The sequence below is a fragment of the Serratia sp. OLAL2 genome, from assembly GCF_002752475.1.
Classification (GTDB): Bacteria; Pseudomonadota; Gammaproteobacteria; order Enterobacterales; family Enterobacteriaceae; genus Serratia; species Serratia bockelmannii.
In genome coordinates, this window is the sequence record NZ_MSTL01000005.1 from 90030 (window position 1) to 113383 (window position 23354).

26 protein-coding genes are annotated in these 23354 nt (G+C 60.3%); 22 read left to right on the forward strand and 4 right to left on the reverse strand.

Going from position 1 to position 23354, the window contains the following annotated elements:
- Positions 1-102: 102 nt before the first annotated feature.
- The 15 genes from BVU99_RS06085 (at position 103) to hisP (ending at position 14399) form a co-directional block, all read left to right on the forward strand.
- The gene (locus BVU99_RS06085) at positions 103-876 is read left to right on the forward strand and encodes a helix-turn-helix transcriptional regulator (RefSeq protein ID WP_025303695.1); all 774 of its coding nucleotides are present in this window, start codon (positions 103-105) and stop codon (positions 874-876) included.
- A gap of 53 nt (positions 877-929) precedes the next feature.
- Positions 930-2051: a 4-phosphoerythronate dehydrogenase PdxB gene (gene pdxB / locus BVU99_RS06090; protein WP_043140127.1), complete on the forward strand. Its 1122-nt coding sequence runs from the start codon at positions 930-932 to the stop codon at positions 2049-2051.
- A gap of 110 nt (positions 2052-2161) precedes the next feature.
- On the forward strand, positions 2162-3172 hold the full coding sequence (locus BVU99_RS06095) for an aspartate-semialdehyde dehydrogenase (RefSeq protein ID WP_025303693.1): 1011 nt from the start codon (positions 2162-2164) through the stop codon (positions 3170-3172).
- Positions 3172-3993, forward strand: coding sequence for a tRNA pseudouridine(38-40) synthase TruA (truA, locus tag BVU99_RS06100; RefSeq protein WP_043140123.1), 822 nt, complete (start codon positions 3172-3174; stop codon positions 3991-3993). The genes BVU99_RS06095 and truA overlap by 1 nt, the downstream gene beginning before the upstream one ends.
- A 78-nt stretch (positions 3994-4071) precedes the next feature.
- Positions 4072-4734 carry a DedA family protein gene (locus tag BVU99_RS06105; RefSeq protein ID WP_004936130.1) on the forward strand — a complete coding sequence of 221 codons (663 nt, stop codon included), beginning with the start codon at positions 4072-4074 and terminating at the stop codon, positions 4732-4734.
- 232 nt (positions 4735-4966) lie between these two features.
- The gene (gene accD, locus BVU99_RS06110) at positions 4967-5875 is read left to right on the forward strand and encodes an acetyl-CoA carboxylase, carboxyltransferase subunit beta (RefSeq protein WP_025303691.1); all 909 of its coding nucleotides are present in this window, start codon (positions 4967-4969) and stop codon (positions 5873-5875) included.
- Between the two features lie 191 nt (positions 5876-6066).
- Positions 6067-7332 (forward strand): bifunctional tetrahydrofolate synthase/dihydrofolate synthase, encoded by a 1266-nt coding sequence (gene folC, locus BVU99_RS06115; protein ID WP_099816990.1) that lies wholly within the window; start codon positions 6067-6069, stop codon positions 7330-7332.
- Entirely contained in the window at positions 7333-8070 is a 738-nt protein-coding gene (gene dedD / locus BVU99_RS06120; RefSeq protein ID WP_099816991.1) for a cell division protein DedD, read from the forward strand.
- Between the two features lie 234 nt (positions 8071-8304).
- Complete coding sequence (gene cvpA / locus BVU99_RS06125; protein WP_004936119.1) at positions 8305-8805, forward strand: colicin V production protein; 501 nt, start codon at positions 8305-8307, stop codon at positions 8803-8805.
- A gap of 21 nt (positions 8806-8826) precedes the next feature.
- Positions 8827-10344: an amidophosphoribosyltransferase gene (gene purF, locus BVU99_RS06130; RefSeq protein WP_025303688.1), complete on the forward strand. Its 1518-nt coding sequence runs from the start codon at positions 8827-8829 to the stop codon at positions 10342-10344.
- Between the two features lie 131 nt (positions 10345-10475).
- Positions 10476-11048, forward strand: coding sequence for a UbiX family flavin prenyltransferase (locus BVU99_RS06135; protein ID WP_019453741.1), 573 nt, complete (start codon positions 10476-10478; stop codon positions 11046-11048).
- Positions 11049-11351: 303 nt separating this feature from the next.
- Positions 11352-12134 (forward strand): histidine ABC transporter substrate-binding protein HisJ, encoded by a 783-nt coding sequence (gene hisJ, locus BVU99_RS06140; protein ID WP_004936109.1) that lies wholly within the window; start codon positions 11352-11354, stop codon positions 12132-12134.
- A gap of 82 nt (positions 12135-12216) precedes the next feature.
- On the forward strand, positions 12217-12903 hold the full coding sequence (locus BVU99_RS06145) for a histidine ABC transporter permease HisQ (RefSeq protein WP_025303686.1): 687 nt from the start codon (positions 12217-12219) through the stop codon (positions 12901-12903).
- Positions 12900-13604 carry an ABC transporter permease gene (locus BVU99_RS06150; RefSeq protein WP_099816993.1) on the forward strand — a complete coding sequence of 235 codons (705 nt, stop codon included), beginning with the start codon at positions 12900-12902 and terminating at the stop codon, positions 13602-13604. Before BVU99_RS06145 ends, BVU99_RS06150 begins: the two co-directional genes overlap by 4 nt.
- Positions 13605-13625: 21 nt before the next feature.
- Positions 13626-14399: a histidine ABC transporter ATP-binding protein HisP gene (gene hisP, locus BVU99_RS06155; RefSeq protein ID WP_004936098.1), complete on the forward strand. Its 774-nt coding sequence runs from the start codon at positions 13626-13628 to the stop codon at positions 14397-14399.
- A gap of 7 nt (positions 14400-14406) precedes the next feature.
- Here the strand turns inward: hisP and BVU99_RS06160 are convergent, their stop codons facing one another.
- From BVU99_RS06160 to yfcG, 3 genes are all read right to left on the reverse strand, one after another.
- Positions 14407-15321 (reverse strand): TIGR01777 family oxidoreductase, encoded by a 915-nt coding sequence (locus BVU99_RS06160; RefSeq protein ID WP_025303683.1) that lies wholly within the window; start codon positions 15319-15321, stop codon positions 14407-14409.
- A 16-nt stretch (positions 15322-15337) separates the two neighbouring features.
- Positions 15338-15709 carry a dihydroneopterin triphosphate 2'-epimerase gene (gene folX, locus BVU99_RS06165; RefSeq protein WP_025303682.1) on the reverse strand — a complete coding sequence of 124 codons (372 nt, stop codon included), beginning with the start codon at positions 15707-15709 and terminating at the stop codon, positions 15338-15340.
- Between the two features lie 111 nt (positions 15710-15820).
- On the reverse strand, positions 15821-16450 hold the full coding sequence (gene yfcG, locus BVU99_RS06170) for a GSH-dependent disulfide bond oxidoreductase (protein ID WP_043140104.1): 630 nt from the start codon (positions 16448-16450) through the stop codon (positions 15821-15823).
- A gap of 233 nt (positions 16451-16683) precedes the next feature.
- Here yfcG and yfcE point away from each other — a divergent pair, with 233 nt between their 5' ends.
- Both yfcE and yfcD read left to right on the forward strand, forming a co-directional pair.
- Positions 16684-17235 carry a phosphodiesterase gene (gene yfcE, locus BVU99_RS06175; RefSeq protein WP_025303680.1) on the forward strand — a complete coding sequence of 184 codons (552 nt, stop codon included), beginning with the start codon at positions 16684-16686 and terminating at the stop codon, positions 17233-17235.
- A gap of 99 nt (positions 17236-17334) precedes the next feature.
- On the forward strand, positions 17335-17880 hold the full coding sequence (gene yfcD, locus BVU99_RS06180; protein ID WP_025303679.1) for an NUDIX hydrolase YfcD: 546 nt from the start codon (positions 17335-17337) through the stop codon (positions 17878-17880).
- Between the two features lie 54 nt (positions 17881-17934).
- On the opposite strand, the gene BVU99_RS06185 is transcribed toward yfcD, so the two are convergent.
- A complete protein-coding gene (locus BVU99_RS06185) occupies positions 17935-18954 on the reverse strand; it encodes a LacI family DNA-binding transcriptional regulator (protein ID WP_025303678.1) in 1020 nt (339 codons plus the stop codon).
- A 310-nt stretch (positions 18955-19264) separates the two neighbouring features.
- Here BVU99_RS06185 and BVU99_RS06190 point away from each other — a divergent pair, with 310 nt between their 5' ends.
- The 5 genes from BVU99_RS06190 (at position 19265) to BVU99_RS06210 (ending at position 23302) form a co-directional block, all read left to right on the forward strand.
- Positions 19265-19708, forward strand: coding sequence for a PTS sugar transporter subunit IIA (locus BVU99_RS06190; RefSeq protein WP_049207320.1), 444 nt, complete (start codon positions 19265-19267; stop codon positions 19706-19708).
- 92 nt (positions 19709-19800) lie between these two features.
- Complete coding sequence (locus BVU99_RS06195) at positions 19801-20082, forward strand: PTS sugar transporter subunit IIB (protein ID WP_025303676.1); 282 nt, start codon at positions 19801-19803, stop codon at positions 20080-20082.
- A 23-nt stretch (positions 20083-20105) separates the two neighbouring features.
- The gene (locus tag BVU99_RS06200; RefSeq protein WP_043140091.1) at positions 20106-21485 is read left to right on the forward strand and encodes a PTS ascorbate transporter subunit IIC; all 1380 of its coding nucleotides are present in this window, start codon (positions 20106-20108) and stop codon (positions 21483-21485) included.
- 13 nt (positions 21486-21498) lie between these two features.
- A complete protein-coding gene (locus tag BVU99_RS06205; RefSeq protein ID WP_099816994.1) occupies positions 21499-22350 on the forward strand; it encodes a transketolase in 852 nt (283 codons plus the stop codon).
- A complete protein-coding gene (locus BVU99_RS06210) occupies positions 22343-23302 on the forward strand; it encodes a transketolase family protein (protein WP_043140084.1) in 960 nt (319 codons plus the stop codon). Before BVU99_RS06205 ends, BVU99_RS06210 begins: the two co-directional genes overlap by 8 nt.
- The last annotated feature ends 52 nt before the right edge of the window (positions 23303-23354 follow it).

The window sequence follows — 23354 nt, forward strand, 5'->3', positions numbered from 1 at the left end:
TAACGTCCAACATGCTGGCTAGTCTACGCGTGTCCGGTTTATCATATATAGTGATATCCAGACAAAAATCGGCGTAAACAAGACAAATCACGGGACGAAACCATGCCAGAAATCCGCCATTTCCCCGAGTCGTTGATCCCGGCGCCCAACCCGGTACAGTTCCGCTGCGAGGAGTTCAACGCGCGCACCGAATTCCAGCCGCACAGCCACACCTGGGGTCAGTTGATGTGGGTTAAAGCCGGGGTGATGGTGCTGCGCATCGGCGGGCAGCGCTTTCTGGCGCCGCCGGAGTTCGTGCTGTGGGCGCCGGCCGGCATCGAACACTCCTGCTATAACCAGCGGCTGGCGCAGTGCCGCATGGTGGACATCACGCCGGCGCTGTGCACCGGCATGCCGGCCGACCCCTGTCTGGTGAGCGTAACGCCGATATTCCGCGCCATCGCCGAGGATTTCTATGCGCGCAAGCAGTACATTCCGCAGGCGGAGGCGGATTTGCGTCTCTGCCAGGTGCTGATCGATCAGCTGCGCCTGTCGCCGCGCCAGCAAACCTATCTGCCGTCGTCGGACGACAAGTTCTTGGCGCCGGTGCTGGAAGCGTTGGAGCATTGTCCGGCGGACAACACCTCGCTGGCGGCGTGGGCGGCTCGGGTCTACACCACCGAGCGCACGCTGTCGCGACGCTGCCAACAGGATCTGGGCATGTCGTTCAGCGAATGGCGCCAGCGCCTGCGGTTCCTGCATGCCGTCTCCCTGCTCGAGCAGGGCAAGACCGTGCAGGACGTGGCGTTGGACGTCGGCTACAGCTCCGCGTCGGCCTTTATCGTCATGTTCCAGCAGATCGCCGGCACTACCCCTGAGCGCTTTCGCCGTGCCTGATTCAGTGGCACACTATTTCGCAGACAAATAGCCGTAAACCGTCGGAGAACGCAGTGAAAATTTTGGTTGATGAAAATATGCCGTACGCGGCCGAGCTGTTCAGCCGCCTGGGCGAGGTGCAGGCGGTACCGGGCCGCCCGATCCCGCTCGAGGCGCTGGCGGATGCCGATGCGCTGATGGTGCGTTCGGTCACCAAGGTCAATGAAGCCTTGTTGGCCGGCAGCCATATCGACTTTGTCGGCACCGCCACCGCCGGCACCGATCACGTCGATGAAGCCTGGCTGCAACGTCAGGGCATCGGCTTTTCCGCCGCGCCGGGCTGCAACGCTATCGCGGTGGTCGAGTATGTGTTCTCTGCCTTGATGCTGCTGGCCGAACGCGACGGCTTCCACCTGCGGGATAAAACCGTCGGCATCGTCGGCGTGGGCAACGTTGGTTCCCGTCTGGATGCTCGCCTCAAAGCGCTGGGCGTGCGCACGCTGCTGTGCGATCCGCCGCGTGCCGATCGCGGCGACGCCGGGGAATTCTGGCCGTTGGAGAAGCTGGTGGCCGAGGCCGACGTGCTGACCTTCCATACGCCGCTGAATAAATCCGGCCCATACCATTCGCTGCATCTGGCGGACGCCGAGCTGTTGGCGGCCCTGCCGGACAACCGCATTCTGATCAACGCCTGCCGCGGGCCGGTGGTGGATAACGCCGCCTTGCTGCAGGCGCTGGAAAAGGGCAAAAAGCTGAGCACGGTGCTGGACGTGTGGGAACCGGAGCCGGATCTCGCCTTACCGCTGCTGGCGCGGGTGGATATCGGTACCGCGCACATCGCTGGGTATACGCTGGAAGGCAAGGCGCGCGGCACCACCCAGGTGTTCGAGGCGTTCAGCCGCCATCTGGGGCAGCCGCAACAGGTGGCGCTGGCCTCGCTGTTGCCGGTGCCGGAATTCAGCCAGATCCGCCTCAATGGGCCGCTGGATGAAGCGCGGTTAAAACGATTGATGCACTTGGTGTATGATGTGCGCCGCGATGATGCGCCGCTGCGCAAAGTCGCTGGGCAACCGGGCGAATTCGATCGCCTGCGCAAGCACTACCAGGAGCGCCGCGAGTGGTCTTCGCTGGCCGTGCAATGCGATGACAGCGCCAGCGCCGAGCTGCTCGGCAAGCTGGGCTTTAGCCTGGCGTAGCGCGTAAGGTTGTCTTAAGCCAACGCCGCTACAGTGAGCGGTAAAGATTATCGGGCGGTGATTGCACTGCCCGTCTGCTTTTATGAATGAAATACTCTGGAGAAAACCCGATGTCTGACGGCTGGAATATCGCGCTGCTCGGCGCCACTGGCGCGGTAGGTGAAGCGTTGCTGGAATTGTTGCAGGAACGCCAGTTCCCGGTGGGTGAGCTCTATCCTCTGGCAAGCGAACGCAGCGCGGGCGCCAATGTGCGCTTCAACGGCAAGTCTCTTCTGGTGCAGAACGCCGAAGAGTTCGACTGGTCGCAGGCCCAACTGGCCTTCTTCGTCGCCGGCAGCGACGCTTCCGCTCGCTATGCCGAAGAGGCCGGCAACATGGGCTGCCTGGTGATCGACACCAGCGGTCTGTTCGCGATGGAGCCGGATGTGCCGCTGGTGGTACCGGGTGTTAACCCGCAGGTGCTGGCGGATTACCGCAACCGCAATATCGTCGCGGTGGCCGACAGCATGGTCAGCCAGCTGCTGACGGCGATCAAACCGCTGACCGAACAGGCGGGGCTCTCGCGTCTGCACGTTACCACGCTGATGTCGGTATCCTCGCGCGGCAAGGCCGCGGTGGACGATCTGGCTGGCCAGAGCGCGCGCCTGCTGAACGGCATTCCTGCCGAGGAAGGCGTCTTCGCTAAACAGCTGGCGTTTAACCTGCTGCCGCTCGTTGCCGACGAGCAGGGCAGCGTGCGCGAAGAGCGTCTGATCGTCGATCAGGTGCGCAAGGTGCTGCAGGACGAAGGATTGCCGATTTCGGTGAGCTGCGTTCAGTCGCCGGTGTTTTACGGCCATGCGCAGGTGGTGCACCTGGAAGCGCTGCGCCCGCTGTCCGCCGAAGAGGCGCGCAGCGAGCTTGAAGAAGTCGAGGACATTCAGCTGAGCGAAGAGGACGATTACCCGACTCAGGTGACCGAAGCCTCCGGCAGCGATGCGCTCAGCATCGGTTGCCTGCGTAACGATTACGGCATCCCCGAGCTGCTGCAGTTCTGGACGGTGGCGGACAACGTGCGCTTCGGCGGCGCGTTAATGGCGATCGAAACCGCCGAGCGTCTGGTGCAGGAGCAGATGTACTGATGTCAGAGGTGGTCTCGTCCGCTCAGCCGACGCTGAAGGTAGCGCTGGGCATCGAATATGACGGCAGCCGGTACTACGGCTGGCAGCGGCAGCAAGAAGTGGCCAGCGTGCAGGAGCGCCTTGAGCAGGCGTTGAGCAAGGTGGCGGATGCGCCGATCAACGTGCTGTGCGCCGGGCGCACCGACGCCGGGGTGCACGCCACCGGGCAGGTGGTGCATTTCGAAACCACCGCGCGTCGCAAGGACGCCGCCTGGACGATGGGCGTGAACACCCATTTGCCGCCGGACATCGCGGTGCGCTGGGTGAGCCCCGTCGCCGACGATTTTCACGCGCGTTTCAGCGCTACCGCGCGCCGTTACCGCTATATTATTTTCAACCATCGCTACCGGCCGGCGGTGTTGCAACAGGGGGTGACGCACTTTTATCACCCGCTGGATGCCGATCGCATGCACCGGGCGGCGCAGGCGCTGCTGGGCGAGAATGACTTCACCTCGTTCCGCGCGGTGCAGTGTCAGTCGCGCACCCCGTGGCGCTGCGTAAAACACGTTAAGGTTACGCGCTACGGCGAATATATTGTGGTAGATATCAAGGCGAATGCCTTTGTGCATCACATGGTTCGCAATATCGTCGGCAGCCTGATGGAGATCGGCTGCGGCAATCAGGATGAGAACTGGATGGCCGAGTTGCTGGCGCTGAAGGATCGCAATCTGGCGGCGGCGACGGCGCGAGCCGAGGGGCTGTATTTGGTTGCCGTGGACTATCCCGATCATTTTGGTCTACCGCGGCCGCCGATGGGGCCGCTGTTTTTGCCCGACGATTAAACGCCGGCACGCCTGAAAGCGTCGCTCCCTTGTGCTTCTGCCGGGTGATTGAAACACCCGGTATCAATGAGAGAATTTATGGACATCATCAAGTTTATTATTGATTTCATTTTGCATATTGATGTGCACCTGGCCGAGCTGGTCGCACAATACGGCATGTGGGTCTACGCTATTCTGTTCCTGATCTTGTTTTGCGAAACCGGCCTGGTGGTGACGCCGTTCCTGCCGGGGGATTCTTTGCTGTTTGTCGCCGGCGCGCTGGCGGCGTTGCCGACCAACGATCTCAACGTGCACACCATGGTGGCGTTGATGGCCGTAGCGGCGATCATTGGCGATGCGGTGAACTACACTATCGGGCGGTTGTTCGGCGAGAAGCTGTTCAGCAACCCGAACTCGAAAATTTTCCGCCGTAGCTACCTGGACAAGACGCATCAGTTCTATGAGAAGCACGGTGGGAAAACGATTATTCTGGCGCGATTCGTGCCGATCGTGCGTACTTTTGCGCCGTTCGTCGCCGGCATGGGGCATATGTCCTATCGCCACTTCGCCGCCTACAACGTGATTGGCGCACTGGTTTGGGTGCTGCTCTTCACTTATGCTGGCTACCTGTTCGGCGATCTGCCGGTGGTGCAGGAGAACCTGAAACTGTTGATCGTCGGGATCATCATCGTTTCGATTCTGCCGGGCGTGATTGAAATTTGGCGTCACAAGCGCGCGGCCGCCCGCCAGCAAAAACAGTAAAAACATCGCTTAACCTGTCGGTTCGACCAGTTTTTTGTCCACAGCGCCGGGCCGATATGGTTTAATGAGCGACATTATGGTCTGTTCCTGCGAACAACCCTGAAGCCGATGCCTCAGTCGCCGCGCTTGCCGCGCCGCGAACGGGCATTTTTTCATTGGGGTGTTTTCAGGGGGATTGTTAAAGCATGAACAGCGGACTGGCGTGTGCCAGGTTCAAACAGAAAGGTCATCGATGAGCTGGATTGAACGAATTCTTAACAAGAGCAATATCACACAAACCCGTAAGGCGAGCATTCCTGAAGGGGTCTGGACCAAATGCGACAGCTGCGGCCAGGTTCTCTACCGCGCCGAGCTGGAGCGTAATCTGGAAGTGTGTCCGAAGTGCGACCACCACATGCGTATGGGCGCGCGCGCGCGTCTGCATACCCTGCTGGACGAAGGCAGTGAAGTGGAGCTGGGCAGCGATCTGGAGCCGAAGGACGTTCTGAAATTCAAGGATTCCAAGCGCTATAAAGATCGTCTGGTCGCCGCACAGAAAGCGACCGGCGAGAAAGATGCGCTGGTGGTGATGAAGGGCACGCTGTACGGCATGCCGATCGTCGCCGCATCCTTCGAATTCGCTTTCATCGGCGGCTCAATGTCTTCCGTGGTCGGCGCGCGTTTCGTGCGTGCGGTTGAGCAGGCGCTGGAGGACAACTGTCCACTAGTGTGCTTCTCCGCCAGCGGCGGCGCGCGCATGCAGGAAGCGCTGATGTCGCTGATGCAGATGGCGAAAACCAGCGCGGCGTTGGCTAAGATGCAGGAGCGCGGCTTGCCGTACATCTCCGTGCTGACCGACCCGACCATGGGCGGCGTCTCCGCCAGCCTGGCGATGCTGGGCGACATCAATATCGCCGAGCCGAAAGCGCTGATCGGCTTTGCCGGCCCGCGCGTCATCGAGCAGACCGTGCGCGAGAAACTGCCGCCTGGCTTCCAGCGCAGCGAGTTCCTGATCGAAAAAGGCGCGATCGACATGATTGTTCGCCGTCCGGAGATGCGCCAAACGTTGGCGAGCATTCTGTCCAAGCTGACCAACCAACCGCAGCCGCATTTCGATGAGGCCGCGCCGGTCATTGAGCCGGAGCCGCAGGCCGACGCCTGAGGCAAAGACAGATCCCGCCCGGGTTCAGCCGCCACTTTGTGGCTAAGTGACGGCTGATGCCCGTTCCCTGCCGGCCGTGGCCTATCGCGCCATGGTTTGCGGGTTGGCGGCGGTTACGAAGCGCATCGCCTTTACCGCGGTGAGGGTGGTGCCCTGATGGATTAATGAACCCAAGTTCAGTGACGGGACTCATGCAAAACCACCAAATTCCCCAAGCCACGTCGCCATTGAGCTCGTGGCTTTACTATCTGGAACGTCTGCACAGCCAGGCGATCGAACTCGGTCTTGAGCGCGTACAGCGCGTCGCGGCGCATCTGGATTTACTGACCCCCGCTCCTACGGTGTTCACCGTTGCCGGCACCAACGGCAAAGGCACGACCTGTCGTACCCTCGAAGCCATTCTGCTGGCCGCCGGCCTGCGCGTCGGCGTCTACAGTTCGCCGCATCTGGTGCGCTATACCGAACGCGTGCGCATTCAGGGGGAAGAGCTGAGCGAAGCAGAGCATAGCCGCTCGTTCGCCGCCATTGAAGCCGGCCGCGGCGAAACGTCGCTGACCTATTTCGAATTCGGCACCCTGTCGGCGCTGCAGCTGTTCAAACAGGCGCGGCTCGACGTGGTGATCCTGGAAGTGGGCCTGGGCGGGCGTCTCGACGCCACCAATATCGTCGATCCGAGCGTGGCGGTGATCACCAGCATTGCGCTCGATCATACCGACTGGCTGGGCAACGATCGCGAAAGCATCGGCCGTGAAAAGGCCGGTATTTTCCGCAGCGGCAAGCCGGCGGTGGTGGGCGAACCCGACATGCCGAACAGCATTCGCCAGGTCGCCGAAACGCTGGGCGCACCGCTGTATCGCCGCGGTGAAGCCTGGAGCTTCAGCGAGCAGGGCGATCGCTGGCAGTGGCAGGGCGGTGACACGCAGCTGACCGATCTGCCGACGCCGAACGTACCGCTGGCCAACGCCGCTACCGCGCTGGCGGCGCTGAACTGTTCCCCGCTGGAAATCGACGAACGCGCGATCTTCACCGGGCTGCAGCAGGCGACGCTGCCGGGGCGTTTCCAGATCGTGCGGCGGGAGCCGATGCTGATCCTCGACGTGGCACACAACCCGCACGCCGCCGGCTATCTGGCCGGGCGTCTGGCCAAGCTGCCGCGCGACGGCGGCAAGGTGCGCGCGGTGGTGGGCATGCTGTCCGACAAGGACATCGCCGGCACGCTGGCCTGCCTCAGCGAGCAGGTGGATGAATGGTACTGCGCACCGCTCGACGGGCCGCGCGGTGCCAGCGTCGAACAGCTGGCGCAGCATCTGACGGAACCGCGCCGCTTTAATGATGTCGAAACTGCCTGGCGGCAGGCTATGCAGGATGCTGATAAACAGGATATTGTGATCGTCTGTGGATCGTTCCACACCGTGGCGCAGGTGATGGCGGCGTTAGACGAGATGCGGGGAGTGTGAGTGGCGAGTAAATTTCAGAACCGACTGGTTGGAACCGTGATTCTGGTGGCGCTGGGGGTAATCATCCTGCCAGGGTTGCTGGACGGCAAAAAGAAGCATTACGAGGATGAGTTCGCGGCCATTCCATTGGTGCCGAAGGCGGGCGACGTCGAAGAGAACGACGTGCTGCCGCCGGTGACGCAGCCGTTGCCGGCGCAGCCGCCGGAAGGGGCGGGCGCGCTGGTCGAGCAGCAGGCGGCCAACGAAGCGGCGGCGCAACAGGCGGTGCGGCAGAGCGCTCAGCAACCGACGCAGGTGGTGGCGCCGCCGGTCGAGACGCGTCCTCAGCCGGTGCAGCAGCCTAAGCCGAAGCCGGTGGAAACCAAACCGGTGGAAGTGAAACCAAAACCGGTACCGCAGCCGAAGCCGGTGGAGGTGAAACCGGTGCCGAAGCCGGAACCGACGCCGAAACCAGAACCGGCGCCGCAGCCCAAACCGGCGGAAGAAAAAGCGCCGTCCGGGCAAGCCTATGTCGTGCAGCTCGGGGCGCTGAAGAACGCCGCCAAGGCGAACGAGATTGTCGCTTCGCTGCGTCTCTCGGGCTATCGCGCCTTTACCGTGCCGTCAACGCCGGTGCAAGGGCAGATCACCCGCATCTACGTTGGCCCGGACGCTTCCAAGCAGAAGCTGCAGGCGGCGCTGCCGTCGCTGAACTCGATCAGCGGGCTGAGCGGGCAGGTGAAGCCGTACGGCCGTTAAACCCCGCGGGGGCGCAGCAGGATGCGCCCCTGAATTCAGGAGTAGTGGAGAGAAAGCGAGAGAAACCGCGCCTTTTACAGGCGAAATCACCTATGTAGGCGCGGCGATTGGGAATTTTTTAATCGCCGCTTTTTATTTGTAACGTGGTAGGAAATCCCCTACGCAAACGTTTTCTTTTTCTGTTAGAATTCGCCGCGAATTGGATGCAGGGGCGATTCATCATTGGAATAGTTCATGGTCTGGATTGATTACGTCATTATAGCGGTGATTGGATTTTCGGCTCTGGTGAGCCTGATCCGAGGGTTTGTTCGCGAAGCATTGTCACTTGTGACATGGGGATGTGCGTTTTTTGTTGCCAGCCATTTCTACTCTTACCTTGCGGTCTATTTCACTCGTTTTGAAGATGAACTGGTGCGAAACGGCATCGCGATCGCGATTTTGTTCATCGCGACCCTGATCGTAGGGGCTATTGTTAACTATGTGATTAGCTCACTGGTAGAGAAAACCGGGTTGTCAGGCACCGACCGGGTGCTGGGCATCTGCTTCGGCGCACTGCGCGGCGTGTTGATTGTCGCGGCGATCCTGTTCTTCCTGGATACCTTTACCGGCTTTTCACAAAGTGCCGACTGGAAACAGTCGCAGCTGATCCCCCAGTTCAGTTACGTCATCAGGTGGTTCTTTGACTACCTGCAGAGCACGTCGAGTTTCTTGCCGACCCAATTGCCGGGGCGGTAGCGCTGATGAGGAAAAGACAACATGTGCGGTATTGTCGGTATCGCCGGTTTCATGCCGGTAAACCAGTCGATTTATGATGCGCTGACGGTGCTTCAGCACCGTGGCCAGGATGCCGCAGGCATCGTCACCATTGACGCCCACAACGGGTTCCGTTTGCGTAAAGCCAACGGCCTGGTGAAGGATGTGTTTGAGGCGCGCCATATGCAACGCTTGCAGGGCAACATGGGCATTGGCCATGTGCGTTACCCGACGGCCGGCAGCTCGAGCGCCTCTGAGGCCCAGCCTTTCTACGTCAACTCGCCGTTCGGCATTACGCTGGCCCACAACGGCAACCTGACCAACGCCCATGAGCTGCGCCAAAAGCTGTTCGAAAGCGGCCGCCGCCATGTCAACACCACCTCCGACTCGGAAATCCTGCTGAACGTGCTGGCCAGCGAGCTGGATCGCTTCCCGCACTATCCGCTGGAAGCCGACAACATCTTTACAGCGGTCGCCGCTATGCATCAGCAACTGCGCGGCGCTTACGCCTGCGTGGCGATGATCATCGGTCATGGCCTGCTGGCGTTCCGCGATCCCAACGGCATTCGTCCGCTGGTGATCGGTAAGCGCACGCTGGAGGATGGCCGCAGCGAGTACATGGTGGCTTCCGAGAGCGTGGCGCTGGATACCCTGGGCTTTGAGTTCCTGCGCGACGTGGCGCCGGGCGAAGCGGTGTACATCACCACCAAGGGCCAGCTGTTCACCCGCCAGTGCGCAGAGAACCCGAAAACCAACCCGTGCCTGTTCGAATATGTTTATTTTGCGCGCCCAGACTCCTTTATGGACAAGATCTCGGTCTACAGCGCCCGCGTGCGCATGGGCCAGAAGCTGGGTGAGAAGATCGCCCGCGAGTGGGAAGATCTGGATATCGACGTGGTGATCCCGATTCCTGAAACTTCCTGCGATATCGCGCTGGAGATCGCGCGTATTCTCGAGAAGCCCTACCGCCAGGGCTTCGTGAAAAACCGCTACGTTGGCCGTACCTTTATCATGCCGGGCCAGCAGGCGCGTCGCCAGTCGGTACGCCGCAAGCTGAACGCCAACCGTGCCGAGTTCCGCGACAAGAACGTGCTGCTGGTGGATGACTCCATCGTGCGCGGCACGACCTCTGAGCAAATCGTCGAGATGGCGCGCGAAGCGGGCGCCAAGCGCGTGTATCTGGCTTCCGCCGCGCCGGAAGTGCGTTTCCCTAACGTCTACGGCATCGACATGCCGAGCGCCAACGAACTGATCGCCCACGGGCGTGAAGTGGATGAAATCCGTCAGATTATCGGCGCCGACGGGCTGATCTTCCAGGACCTCGACGATCTGATCGAAGCGGTGCGCGAAGAGAACCCGGACATCATCCAGTTCGAATGCTCGGTCTTCAATGGTATCTACGTGACCAAAGACGTTGACCAAAGCTATCTGGAATACCTGGAGTCGCTGCGCAGCGACGATGCCAAGGCGATGCGGGTGCAAACCGAAGCGGAAAATCTGGAACTGCACAACGAAGGCTAACGGTCTGCGTTGATCCCTCAAGGTGCATCGCCGCGTCTGCGGCGGTGCACCTTGTTCCTCTGACTTGCTTATCCCTCGCCATTGCGGCAAAGTCTGCCTGATCTTACTTTTTACGGCAGAGGCCATTCTTCATGAAACGACTCATCATCGGCATTTCCGGCGCCAGCGGCGCTATCTACGGCGTGCGCCTGTTACAGGTTTTGCGCGACGTCGCAGAGGTGGAAACCCATCTGGTGATGAGTAATGCTGCACGGCAGACGCTGGCGCTGGAAACGCCGTACAGCCTGCGTGAAGTGCAGGCGCTGGCCGACGTGGTGCACGATGCGCGCGACATCGCCGCCGGCATCTCCTCCGGCTCTTTCAAAACCCTGGGTATGGCGATCCTGCCATGCTCAATCAAAACCCTGTCCGGCATCGTCAACAGCTACAGCGACGGGCTGCTGACCCGCGCCGCCGACGTGGTGCTCAAAGAGCGCCGCCGTTTGGTCTTGTGCGTGCGGGAAACGCCGTTGCATCTTGGCCATTTACGGCTGATGACGCAGGCGGCGGAGATGGGCGCGGTGATCATGCCGCCGGTGCCGGCGTTTTACCACCAGCCGAAAAGCGTGGAAGACATCATCGATCAAACCGTCAATCGGGTGATCGACCAGTTTGATATCGAATTGCCGACCGATCTGTTCACCCGCTGGCAGGGTGCTAATTAACAGTTTTATCCCTAAATTGGTACATTTGTGCAACACCGCACTGAATTAGGGCGGAGTATGCACCATAATGATCCCACTTCATCACGCTCACTGTTTCATGGCGCCGCCTTATTGCGGTTGCCAGTGGCGCGGCCCCAACCGGCCGATTTAATTTTGCGGTTATCGTCCCAGGAAACAGTATTGTGAAGGCCGGAGCCGTTCCCTCCGCCCGTAGCACCTAATGTGGCACGATTACTGCAAATTGATTTGGTGGGGAAAGTAATGCCCGTAGTGGCATCAAAAAAATCAATTTGAGGGTAATTTATGAAAAAGCGGGTTTTGATTTTGCCGTTAGTTCTGGCTTTGAGCGCCGCCAGCAGCGCCTTTGCCGCCATTCCTTCCACGCTGAAGATTGGCACCGATCCGACTTACGCACCGTTTGAATCCAAAAACGCCAAAGGCGAATTGGTTGGCTTTGACATTGATTTGGCCAAAGAGCTGTGCAAACGCATCAATACCCAATGCACCTTCGTGGAGAGCGACTTCGACGCGCTGATCCCCTCCCTCAAGGCGAAGAAAATCGACGCCATCATCTCTTCGCTGTCCATCACTGAAAAACGCCAGCAGGAAATCGCCTTTACCGACAAGCTGTATGCCGCCAACGCGCGTCTGATCGCGCCGAAAGGGTCCAAGCTGTTGCCTACCGTGGACGCTCTGAAAGGCAAGAGCGTGGGCGTGCTGCAGGGCACCACCCAGGAAGCCTACGCCAACGCCATGTGGCAGCCGAAGGGCATCACCGTCGTGCCTTACCAGAACCAGGATCTGGTTTACGCCGATCTGGCTTCCGGCCGTATTGACGCCGCCTTCCAGGATGAAGTGGCGGGCAGCGACGGCTTCCTGAAACAGCCGCCGGGCAAAGACTATGCGTTCGCCGGCGAATCGGTGAAGGATGACAAGTTCTTCGGCGTCGGCACCGGCATGGGGCTGCGCAAGACCGATACCGAGCTGAAAGCGGCGCTGGACAAAGCCTTCGCCGAGATGCGCAAAGACGGCACCTACGACAAATACGCGAAAAAGTACTTCGACTTTGACGTCTACGGCGGGTAATCCGCTTACCGTTCCATGCTGTGACTGCGGGGCCGGCGTGCCGGCCCCGATGGTTCGGATCCTAGACCACAGGGTGAAGTAGATGCTGCAAGGCTATTCCCAACTGATTTTCGAGGGGGCTCTGGTGACGTTGGAGCTGGCCCTCAGTTCCGTGTTGCTGGCGGTGGTGATCGGCCTGATCGGCGCCGGTGGCAAACTGTCTCATAACCCCTTTATCTCCGGTCTGTTCGGCGCCTATACCACGCTGATCCGCGGCGTGCCCGATCTGGTGCTGATGCTGCTGATCTTTTACGGCCTGCAAATCGCGCTGAACAACATCACCACGCTGCTCGGCTTCTCGCAGATCGATATCGATCCGCTCGGCGCCGGTATCATTACCCTCGGCTTTATCTACGGTGCTTACTTCACTGAGACCTTCCGCGGCGCCTATCTGGCGGTGCCGAAAGGGCAGATCGAAGCGGCGACGGCCTACGGCTTCAGCGGCGCGCAGATCTTTCGGCGCATTCTGTTCCCGGCGATGATGCGTTTCGCTTTGCCGGGCATCGGCAACAACTGGCAGGTGATCCTGAAGGCGACGGCGCTGGTGTCGATCCTCGGCCTGAACGACGTGGTGAAAGCCACGCAGCTGGCGGGGAAAGGCACCTATCAGCCGTTCTTCTTCGCCATCGTGGCCGGCGTGGTGTACCTGATCTTCACTACCGTTTCCAACGGCGTGCTGCTGTGGCTTGAACGGCGTTACTCACTGGGCGTCAAGAGGGCCGAGCTATGATCGAGATTTTGCAACAGTATTGGCAGTCGCTGCTGTGGAGCGACGGCTACCGTTTCACCGGCGTGGCAGTCACGCTGTGGCTGCTGACCGCCTCGGTGGTGATGGGCGGGCTGCTGGCGATCCCGATGGCGGTGGCGCGCGTCTCTTCCCTTCGCTGGGTGCGTTTCCCGGTGTGGCTTTACACCTATGTGTTTCGCGGTACGCCGCTGTACGTGCAGCTGCTGGTGTTCTACTCCGGCATGTACAGCCTCGAGATTGTGCGCGGCACCGAGTTTCTTAATGCGTTTTTCCGCAGCGGGCTTAACTGCACCATCCTGGCGCTGACGCTCAATACCTGCGCCTATACCACCGAGATCTTCGCCGGGGCGATCCGCGCGGTGCCGCACGGTGAAATCGAGGCCGCCAACGCCTACGGTTTCTCGCGCTTCAAGATGTATCGCTGCATCATTTTGCCTTCGGCACTGCGCACCGCGTTGCCGGCTTACAGCAACGAAGTGATCCTGATGCTGCACTCCACCGCGCTGGCGTTTACCGCCACCGTGCCGGATCTGCTGAAGATCGCGCGCGACATCAACGCCGCGACTTACCAGCCGTTCTACGCTTTCGGCATCGCGGCGGTGCTGTACCTGATCATCTCCTACGTGTTAATCAGCCTGTTCCGCAAAGCTGAAAAACGCTGGATGGCACACGTTAGTCACTGATAAATGACGGGAAGAAAAACCATGTCTGAGAATAAATTAGCCGTCACGGAACTGCACAAACGCTATGGCGACCACGAAGTGCTGAAAGGCGTCTCGCTGGCGGCCAACGCCGGGGATGTGATCAGCATCATCGGCTCCTCTGGCTCCGGCAAAAGCACCTTTCTGCGCTGCATCAACTTCCTCGAGAAGCCGAGCGAAGGCTCGATCAGCCTGAACAACGAAGATATTCGCATGGTGCGCGACAAGGACGGCCAGCTGAAAGTGTTCGACAAGAAGCAGCTGCAGCTGCTGCGCACCCGCCTGACCATGGTGTTCCAGCACTTTAACCTGTGGAGCCATATGACGGTGCTGGAGAACGTGATGGAGGCGCCGGTGCAGGTGCTGGGGCTGAGCAAGGCCGACGCGCATGAGCGCGCGGTGCGTTACCTGGATAAAGTGGGCATCGACGAGCGGGCGCGCGGCAAGTACCCGGTGCACCTGTCGGGTGGCCAGCAGCAGCGCGTCTCCATTGCTCGCGCATTGGCGATGGAGCCGGAGGTGCTGCTGTTTGACGAACCGACGTCGGCGCTGGATCCCGAGCTGGTGGGCGAGGTGCTGCGCATCATGCAGAAGCTGGCGGAGGAGGGAAAAACCATGGTGGTGGTGACGCACGAAATGGAATTTGCGCGCCACGTTTCCAACCACGTGATCTTCCTGCACAAAGGGTTGATCGAAGAGCAGGGGCCGCCGGCCGAGCTGTTCGGCAACCCCAAAAGCCCGCGCCTGCAGCAGTTCCTGTCCGGCGCGTTGAAGTAACCTCAGATCAGCGGGCTTCGGCCCGCTGATTAATCACGTCATCCAATGCCTGTTCCAATTCCAGATAGCGGAAGTGGAAGCCGGCCTCTTCCAGGCGCTTCGGCACCGCCCGCTGGCCGCCGAGCACCAGCACCGCCGCTTCCCCCATCAACAGCCGCATGGCGAACGCCGGCACCCGCAGAAACGCCGGGCGATCGAGCACGTTGGCCAATTGGGCGGCGAACTGCTCGTTGTGCACCGGGTAGGGCGCGACCATGTTAAACGGGCCGCTCAGCGTGGCGTGATCCAGTAGATAAATAATGCCGTTGACCATGTCGTCGAGATGGATCCACGGCAGATATTGGCGACCGTCGCCGATCGGGCCGCCCAGCCCGAAGCGGAACGGCGGCAGCATTTTGGCCAGCGCGCCGCCCTGTGGCGCCAGCACCACGCCGGTGCGCAGCAGGCAGACGCGGGTGGCATCGCTTTGCGCCTGCAGCGCCAGCGTTTCCCAGCGTTGACACAGCTGGTGGGTGAATTCGTCGTGCGGTGGCTCCTCTTCGGTCACCACCGCCTGCCCCTGATCGCCGTAGTAGCCGACGGCGGAACCGGAAATCAACACACCGGGCGGCGTGCTGCCGGCCTTGATCAACTGCGCCAATCGTTCGGTCAGATCCCAACGGCTGCGGCACAGGCGCTCTTTCTGCTGTGCGCTCCAGCGCTTGTCGGCGATAGGTTCGCCGGCCAGGTTGATCACCGCGTCGAATTCATCCAGCGACTGCCGGTCGTCCAGCGTTTGCCAATAGCTCGGCCGATCGCCCAGCCGGGCTCGGGCTCGCCGCTCGTCTCGGGTCAACACTGTAATGTGGTGAGAAAGCGCCAGCAGCCTGGCCGTCAGACTGCTGCCTATCAATCCCGTTGCGCCGGTGATCAGGATCCGCATGGTCGACCTCCCTGAGTTAGTCCCGGCGGTAGCTCATGGTCATGGAAACCGAATCGGCGTAGCGCAGGGCCAGAAGTTTATCTATCTCCACTTCAGCATAGGTTACCCAGGCGTGTTCTTTTACGATGTCGAGCACATCCTGCGTTAATTTTTCCAGCAACGCGAAACGGTTATCTTCCACATGGCGGATGATCGCTTTGGTGATGGTGCGGTAGTTGAGTGCATCGGCGATGTCTTCGCTGTTGCGCGCTTTGTCCGCCGGGTAGTGGATCACCACGTTGATCAGGACGTCCTGTCGGTTGTTGATTTCCTCTTCCTTGATACCGATGAACGTGCGCAGCCGCAGATTTTTAATGCGAATAACGGCGTCGGGTTGACTGAAAGACATCAGAGATTCTCCATAGGTCTGATTATTAGCGTTCAGAATACACGGAAAGTAAGGAAAAGATAACGAGGGGACGATGTGACTCCCCGGCCGACGGGGAGTCGGGGAAGGCGCTTAGCCTTGTTCGGCCAGTTTGTAGGCGCGCTCGGTCGCCGGGCGGTTGCTGATGCGCTCGAACCAGTTGCGCACCGCTGGGTAATCTGCCAGATCGATGCGTTGACGCGGATGCGATACGACCCACGGATAGGTGGCGATATCGGCGATGCTGTAGTTGTCGCCGCCCAGGTACGGGTGTTTTTGCAGTTCAGCTTCCAGCACGCCGTACAGCCGCTTGGTCTCCAGATGGTAACGCTCGATGGCGTAAGGCACCGGCTGCGGCGCGTAGTGATTAAAGTGGTGATTCTGCCCGAGCATCGGCCCGAACCCCGCCACCTGCCAGAACAACCACTGTAGGGTCGCGGCGCGTTCGCGCAGGCCGGTGCTCAGCAGCTTGCCGGTCTTCTCCGCCAGATACAGCAGGATTTCCCCGGATTCGAACAGACTGATTGGCGCGCCGCCGTCCACCGGTTGCTGATCGACGATCGCCGGGATTTTGTTGTTGGGAGAAATGCTCAGAAAGTCCGGTTTGAACTGGTCGCCGGCACTGATGTTTACGCGATGGATACGGTAGGGTAAGCCGACCTCTTCCAAAAACAAGGTGATCTTGTGACCATTGGGAGTAGGCGCGTAATACAGGTCAATCATGTTGCCTCCTGCGGTAAGGTGATCTGTAATTCATTACACGTTGCTGCGGTCTTCGCCGCGCACAAAGGTATATCAGAGATCCAACAATAGCAGCTAAGGATAGCAGGCTATGTGGGATTCGTCCGATGCTATCTGCGCAGTTGGATCACAATTCTCCACCGGGGCGGGCGGCGGTTTGCCGTACGGCGCCGGCGCGGTAAAATGGCGCTTATTTCCCTCTATAGGACAAGGTTATGAAGCTGATGTTCGCCTCGGATATCCACGGATCGCTGCCGGCCACCGAACGCGTGCTGGAATTATTCGCACAACACGGCGCCGACTGGCTGATTCTTCTGGGTGATTTGCTGAATCACGGCCCGCGCAACGCGCTGCCGGCCGGCTATCAGCCCGCTCAGGTTGCCGAACGATTGAATCGCTATAGCGACAAGATCATCGCCGTTCGCGGCAATTGTGACAGCGAGGTCGATCAGATGCTGCTGACGTTTCCTATCGAGGCGCCGTGGCAACAGGTTCTACTGCAAAAAAGACGATTGTTTTTGACCCACGGTCACCTTTATCATCCTTCGGCACTGCCGCCGTTATCCCGCGGTGACGTCCTGGCCTACGGCCATACGCATCTGCCGCAGGCGGAGCGGCAGGGTGAGATCTATTGCTTCAATCCGGGCTCGGTCAGCATCCCGAAAGGGGGCTTCCCGGCTAGCTACGGCATGTTGGATCGGGGCACTTTGCGCGTGCTGACGCTCGACGACGGCAAGGTCGTCGCGGAGGTGGCGTTAACACGCTAAACGCACTAATTTATACACACACAATAAAAATCTTTGAAAAACACTCATTGATTAACCAGCGCGCGGGATGCATCGCGCCAAAATAGAAGGTTTTAGAGGATGGCGGAACAGGGTCAGGCTGCAGATACCGAATGGGTTGATATCGTCGACGAGCAAAACGAGGTGATTGCGCAATCCAGTCGTCAACAGATGCGGGCGGAGCGGCTGCGTCATCGTGCGACCTATATTGTGGTGCATGATGGGATGGGAAAAATTCTGGTGCAGCGTCGCACCGAGATTAAAGACTTCTACCCGGGCTGGTTGGACGCGACGGCGGGTGGCGTAGTGCAAAGCGGTGAAAACGTGCTGGATTCGGCGCGCCGCGAGGCGGAAGAAGAGCTGGGCATCGCCGGCGTGCCTTTCGCCGAGCACGGTCTGTTCTACTTCGAAGAAGATCAGTGCCGGGTGTGGGGCGCGCTGTTCAGCTGCGTGTCGCACGGCCCGTTCGCGCTGCAGGAAGAGGAAGTGGCCGAGGTGTGCTGGCTGACGCCGGAAGAGATCACCGCTCGCTGCGACGAGTTTACCCCGGATTCGCTGAAGGCGCTGTCGCTGTGGCTGACGCGCAACAACGAACAGGATTACGGTAAGCCGCTCGACAACCACTGAGGCGCCAACGCGTGAGAAAGCCGGTCATCGACCGGCTTTTTTTACGGTTCGGATTCAGCAGCTGTCGCGGCGGCACAGCGTGGCAGGCAGGGAGCCTGCCTGCTGCCAGGGCTGCTCGTTCAGCCGTGCCAGCAGCGCCTGGCCGGCCTGAATGCCGATATCGCGATGCGGAATGGTCATGGTGGTCAGCGGCGGCTGGCACACCCGGCCGAACTCGCTGTTGCCGAACCCCACCACCGCCAGATTGTCCGGCACCTTGATGCGCCGCCGCTGGCATTCGTACAGTGCGCCGCCGGCCAGTTCGTCCGAGGCGCACACCAGCGCGTCCAGTTCCGGCCAGGCCAGCAAGAATTCCGGCAGCTGCTGCGCACCGGTGCTGAAGCTGGCGGGCTGCGCGGCGTTGATCACCCGATGCGGCGACATATGGTTGCGCAGCAGCGCCTTGTGCCAGCCCTGCAGGTGCTGCTGGAAAATCCACTGTTCCTGATTGGCGCACAGCAGCCCGATATTCTGATAGCCGCTGGCGATCACCGTTTGCGTCAGCTGATACATGGCCGCCACATAGTCGATGCCGATGCTCATATCGATCGGATCGGCGCGCACGGCGCCGATCTCCACCACCGGAATGTTGGCGGCGATCAACGCGTTGCGGGCGTTTTGCGAATGCTCGACGCTGAGCAGCACCGCCGCCGCGAGGTTGTAAGAGAGCAGCGTCTCCAGCAGCTTTTCTTCGCGCTCCAGGTGGTGCTGCGACTCCGCCAGCATGATGTGATAGCCGGCCGGCTGCAGCACTTTCTGCAGGCCGGCGAACATCTCGGCGCAGCCAGATTCGGACAGGCTGGGCACCACCATGGCGATGGTGTAGGACGAGGCCGACGCCAGCGAACTGGCGGCCAGATTGGGCAGGTAGCCCAGTTCGCTCACCGCGGCTTCAATCTTCTCGCGCAGTTTGTCTGAAACCTGCTCCGGCGTGCGCAGCGCGCGCGACACCGTCATGGTGCCGACGCCCGCCAGCTGCGCTACGTCAGCCAACGTCACCCTGCCTGTGCTGCGTCGTTTTTTACCGATCGACATGCCTAATCCCAACTGAAATGCGCGAGCGGCGCATAAAAATGGTGAGGGTGGGAAGCCGACGGCGCGGCTTCGACGATCCCCGTATGCGGCACATTCTACCCCGTTACCCGAAAGAGCGAGAAAAAATTGTGGTTAACGCCATGCCGCCACGCGGTGTTTTGATAGCGCTATCACAGATCCGCATGATAGCGCTTTGGTAGCGCTATCTTTGTGATATCCATCACTGTGTCGTCGAGAGGGGTTGATTAAAGTTTTACCGTCGTCGGTGAATTAATCACCGGCCGAAACCATCAACGTTTGGGAGGGTAATGTGCTGAAAGAGTGGCTGACCGCCGATCATATACAGCTGTGCGAACGGGTGGAGGACTGGCGCCAGGCGGTCACGCTGAGCGCGCAGCCGCTGCTGCAAGGCGGCGTGATTACGCCGAATTACCTGACGGCTATCTTTCATCAGCAGGAGAAGCTCGGCCCTTACTTCGTCCTGGCGCCGGGCATCGCCATGCCGCACGCCAGGCCGGAGGAGGGCGCCAACGCGCTGGGGCTGTCGCTGTTGAAGATCCATCAGGGCGTGAATTTCCATTCCGCGGATAACGATCCGGTTCAGGTGGTGGTGATGCTTTCGGCGCCCGACGGCAACAGCCACATTGAAATGATTTCGCAGTTGGCGGAATTATTTTCCGATAACTCGGCGATGGAGGCTTTATTTCACGCCACAGATAAACGGCAAATTGAGGAAATTATCGCCCGCTATTAACGTTTAATCACCAGGAACACGATTAATGCTAACAACGCCGGGAATATGACCGGCGGCGCTACCCTACACGCTAAATTCAACAGGTGGATATTATGAAAATCATGGCGATTTGCGGTTCCGGTCTCGGCAGCAGTTTTATGGTGGAAATGAACATTAAAAAAGTGCTGAAAAAGATGGGCGTGGAGGCCGAAGTCGAACACTCCGATCTGTCGTCCGCTACCCCCGGTGCCGCCGACGTGTTCGTGATGGCGAAAGACATCGCCGACAGCGCCAGCGTACCGGCCGAGCAGCTGGTGGTGATCAGCAACATCATCGACATTAATGAGCTGGAAGCCAAGCTGCGCGCTTACTTCGAAGCCCACTCAATCATCTAAATAAAACGATTGGCGAGGTGGATATGTTTATCCAGGAAACGCTTAAGTTTGTGGTGGATATATTAAAGGTGCCTTCGGTGCTGGTCGGGCTTATTGCACTGATCGGTTTGCTGGCGCAAAAGAAATCGTTTTCCGACGTGGTGAAAGGCACGGTAAAAACTATTCTCGGCTTTATCGTTTTGGGCGGCGGTGCCACGGTATTGGTCGGATCGCTCAATCCGCTGGGCGGCATGTTCGAACATGCGTTCAATATTCAGGGCATCATTCCGAACAATGAAGCGATCGTCTCCATCGCGCTGGAGAAATACGGCGCCTCCACCGCGTTGATCATGGCGTTCGGCATGGTGGCGAACATCGTGGTGGCACGGTTCACCCGGCTGAAATACATCTTCCTGACCGGCCACCACACCTTCTACATGGCCTGCATGATCGGCATCATCCTGACGGTGGCGGGCTTCGAGGGCGTGCAGTTGGTGTTTACCGGTGCGCTGACCCTGGGGCTGGTGATGGCGTTCTTCCCGGCGATCGCCCAGCGCTATATGCGCCGCATTACCGGCAACGACGATATCGCTTTCGGCCACTTCGGCACCCTGGGCTATGTGTTGTCCGGCTGGATCGGCTCGAAGGTGGGCAAAAACTCGCGCTCGACCGAGGAGATGAACCTGCCGAAAAACCTCAGTTTCTTGCGTGACAGTTCCATTTCGATCTCGATGACCATGATTGTTATCTACCTGATCCTGGCGATCTGCGCCGGGCGGGCCTATGTGGAAAGCGAGCTCAGCGGCGGCCAGAACTACCTGGTGTATTCGATTATCCAGGCCATCACCTTCGCCGCCGGGGTATTCATCATTCTGCAAGGCGTGCGCTTGATTCTGGCGGAGATCGTGCCGGCGTTCACCGGTTTCTCGGAAAAGCTGGTGCCTAACGCGCGGCCGGCGCTGGATTGCCCGGTGGTCTATCCCTATGCGCCCAACGCGGTGCTGATCGGCTTCCTGTTCAGCTTCCTTGGCGGGTTGGCCGGGCTGTTCCTGCTGGGGCAGCTGAAAATGGTGCTGATCCTGCCTGGCGTGGTGCCGCATTTCTTCACCGGCGCTACCGCCGGGGTGTTCGGCAACGCCACCGGCGGGCGGCGCGGCGCGATGCTGGGCGCCTTCGCCAACGGGCTGCTGATCACCTTCCTGCCGGTGCTGCTGCTGCCGGTGCTGGGGGCGCTGGGCTTTGCCAACACCACCTTCTCCGACGCCGACTTCGGCGTGATCGGCATCCTGCTGGGCAACATGGCGCGCTTTATGTCGAAGGAGATGATCATGCTGGCGATCGTCGCCGTGTTCGCGCTGCTGGTGGCGCATAACTTCCTGGGAAAACGCAAAGGCGCGCCGGCGGCTGACCGCGTCGAGAAATAACGAGGGCAGACTGATGAACGACACAACGAGCGAAACGGAAATTGAAGAGCTGCAGATCCTGGCGCGCGCGATCCGCCTGGAAACATTGAAGGCGTTGACCGGGCTGGGCTTCGGCCACTACGGCGGCTGCATGTCGGTGGTGGAGACGCTGGCGGTACTGTACGGCAGCGTGATGCGTATCGATCCGGCGGATCCGGACTGGCCGGAGCGCGATGACTTCGTGCTGTCGAAAGGGCACGCCGGCCCGGCGCTGTACAGCACGCTGGCGATCAAGGGCTACTTCCCGCTGGCGGAGCTGAAGACCCTCAACCAGAACGGCACGCGCCTGCCTAGCCACCCGGACCGATTGCGCACGCGCGGCGTGGACGCCACCACCGGTTCACTGGGGCAGGGCGTGTCGATCGCCGCCGGCATGGCGTTATCCCATCGGCTGGCGGGGCGTCGTAACCGGGTGTTCAGCATCCTCGGCGACGGTGAGCTGAACGAAGGGCAGTGCTGGGAGGCGTTCCAGTTTATCGCCCACCACAACCTGAACAACCTGACGCTGTTCATCGATTACAACAAGCAACAGCTAGACGGTGCGCTGGACGAGGTGATCCAACCGTTCGATCTGGCCGCCAAGTTCCGCGCTTTCGGTTTTGAGGTGCAGACCATCAAGGGCGACGACATCGCGGCGCTGCTGGCGGCGGTGGCGCCGGCGCGCGGCGGTGAACAGCGGCCGCTGGCGATCGTGCTCGACAGCATCAAGGGACAGGGGGTGACCTATCTGGAAAACCTGTCGAACTCACACCACCTGCGCCTGACGCCGGACGTGCAGCTGGAAATCGAAAAAGCCATTGCCGAACTGGAGGCCGCCCATGTTTAACGTAGTGACGCAGTTGGAAAACGACGCCGTCGAAATGCGCAAAGTCTATGCCGGCGCGGTGCGTCGGCAGATTGAAGCGGGCGCGCCGATCATCGCGCTGGAGGCGGATCTGATGAGCTCCATGGCGATGGACGGCGTGCATAAGGATCACCCGCAGCACGTGATTAACTGCGGCATCATGGAGGCTAACGTGATCGGCGTCGCCGCCGGGCTGTCGCTGACCGGCCGGGTGCCGTTCGTGCACACCTTTACCGCCTTCGCCAGCCGCCGCTGTTTCGATCAGCTGTTCATGTCGCTGGATTATCAGCGCAACAACGTCAAGGTGATCGCTTCCGACGCCGGGGTGAGCGCCTGCCACAACGGCGGCACCCACATGTCGTTCGAGGACATGGGCATCGTACGCGGGCTGGCGCATTCGGTGGTGCTGGAAGTGACCGACGCTACCATGTTCGCCGACATTCTGCGCCAGCTGATGGATCTACGCGGCTTCTACTGGGTGCGCACCATCCGCAAGCAGGCGACGCGCATCTACCAGGAAGGCTCGCGCTTTACCATCGGCAAGGGCAACCTGCTGCGCGACGGCGACGACATTACGCTGATTGCCAATGGCATCATGGTGGCGGAGGCGCTGAAGGCGGCGCAGATGCTGGCGCGGCAGGGCGTCAGCGCGGCAGTGATCGATATGTTCACCCTCAAGCCTATTGACCGTGAACTGATCAAAACCTACGCGGCCAAGACCGGACGCATCGTCACCTGTGAAAACCACAGCATTCATAACGGGCTGGGGTCGGCGGTGGCGGAGGTATTGGCGGAGGAATGCCCGACGCCGATGCGGCGCGTGGGGGTGAAGGAGCGTTACGGCCAGGTGGGCACCCAGGCGTTTTTACAGCAGGAGTACGGCCTGACCGCCGAGCATATTCTGGAGGCTGCTGGGCAGTTGCTGGCGCGTTAGGGAACGCAAAAGAAAAGCGCCGGTCAATGACCGGCGCTTTTTTATCGCTCAA

What these genes read in the sequence shown, in the direction of transcription:
- accD (WP_025303691.1), top strand. Translation starts at nt 4,967, where the DNA reads ATGAGCTGGATTGAACGAATTCTTAACAAGAGCAATATCACACAAACC.
- BVU99_RS06160 (WP_025303683.1), bottom strand. Translation starts at nt 15,321, where the DNA reads ATGCGGATCCTGATCACCGGCGCAACGGGATTGATAGGCAGCAGTCTG.
- cvpA (WP_004936119.1), top strand. Translation starts at nt 8,305, where the DNA reads ATGGTCTGGATTGATTACGTCATTATAGCGGTGATTGGATTTTCGGCT.
- BVU99_RS06145 (WP_025303686.1), top strand. Translation starts at nt 12,217, where the DNA reads ATGCTGCAAGGCTATTCCCAACTGATTTTCGAGGGGGCTCTGGTGACG.
- BVU99_RS06105 (WP_004936130.1), top strand. Translation starts at nt 4,072, where the DNA reads ATGGACATCATCAAGTTTATTATTGATTTCATTTTGCATATTGATGTG.
- yfcG (WP_043140104.1), bottom strand. Translation starts at nt 16,450, where the DNA reads ATGATTGACCTGTATTACGCGCCTACTCCCAATGGTCACAAGATCACC.
- folX (WP_025303682.1), bottom strand. Translation starts at nt 15,709, where the DNA reads ATGTCTTTCAGTCAACCCGACGCCGTTATTCGCATTAAAAATCTGCGG.
- BVU99_RS06085 (WP_025303695.1), top strand. Translation starts at nt 103, where the DNA reads ATGCCAGAAATCCGCCATTTCCCCGAGTCGTTGATCCCGGCGCCCAAC.
- purF (WP_025303688.1), top strand. Translation starts at nt 8,827, where the DNA reads ATGTGCGGTATTGTCGGTATCGCCGGTTTCATGCCGGTAAACCAGTCG.
- BVU99_RS06135 (WP_019453741.1), top strand. Translation starts at nt 10,476, where the DNA reads ATGAAACGACTCATCATCGGCATTTCCGGCGCCAGCGGCGCTATCTAC.
- yfcE (WP_025303680.1), top strand. Translation starts at nt 16,684, where the DNA reads ATGAAGCTGATGTTCGCCTCGGATATCCACGGATCGCTGCCGGCCACC.
- folC (WP_099816990.1), top strand. Translation starts at nt 6,067, where the DNA reads ATGCAAAACCACCAAATTCCCCAAGCCACGTCGCCATTGAGCTCGTGG.
- BVU99_RS06210 (WP_043140084.1), top strand. Translation starts at nt 22,343, where the DNA reads ATGTTTAACGTAGTGACGCAGTTGGAAAACGACGCCGTCGAAATGCGC.
- BVU99_RS06150 (WP_099816993.1), top strand. Translation starts at nt 12,900, where the DNA reads ATGATCGAGATTTTGCAACAGTATTGGCAGTCGCTGCTGTGGAGCGAC.
- BVU99_RS06185 (WP_025303678.1), bottom strand. Translation starts at nt 18,954, where the DNA reads ATGTCGATCGGTAAAAAACGACGCAGCACAGGCAGGGTGACGTTGGCT.
- BVU99_RS06195 (WP_025303676.1), top strand. Translation starts at nt 19,801, where the DNA reads ATGAAAATCATGGCGATTTGCGGTTCCGGTCTCGGCAGCAGTTTTATG.
- hisP (WP_004936098.1), top strand. Translation starts at nt 13,626, where the DNA reads ATGTCTGAGAATAAATTAGCCGTCACGGAACTGCACAAACGCTATGGC.
- yfcD (WP_025303679.1), top strand. Translation starts at nt 17,335, where the DNA reads ATGGCGGAACAGGGTCAGGCTGCAGATACCGAATGGGTTGATATCGTC.
- BVU99_RS06095 (WP_025303693.1), top strand. Translation starts at nt 2,162, where the DNA reads ATGTCTGACGGCTGGAATATCGCGCTGCTCGGCGCCACTGGCGCGGTA.
- BVU99_RS06205 (WP_099816994.1), top strand. Translation starts at nt 21,499, where the DNA reads ATGAACGACACAACGAGCGAAACGGAAATTGAAGAGCTGCAGATCCTG.
- truA (WP_043140123.1), top strand. Translation starts at nt 3,172, where the DNA reads ATGTCAGAGGTGGTCTCGTCCGCTCAGCCGACGCTGAAGGTAGCGCTG.
- hisJ (WP_004936109.1), top strand. Translation starts at nt 11,352, where the DNA reads ATGAAAAAGCGGGTTTTGATTTTGCCGTTAGTTCTGGCTTTGAGCGCC.
- BVU99_RS06200 (WP_043140091.1), top strand. Translation starts at nt 20,106, where the DNA reads ATGTTTATCCAGGAAACGCTTAAGTTTGTGGTGGATATATTAAAGGTG.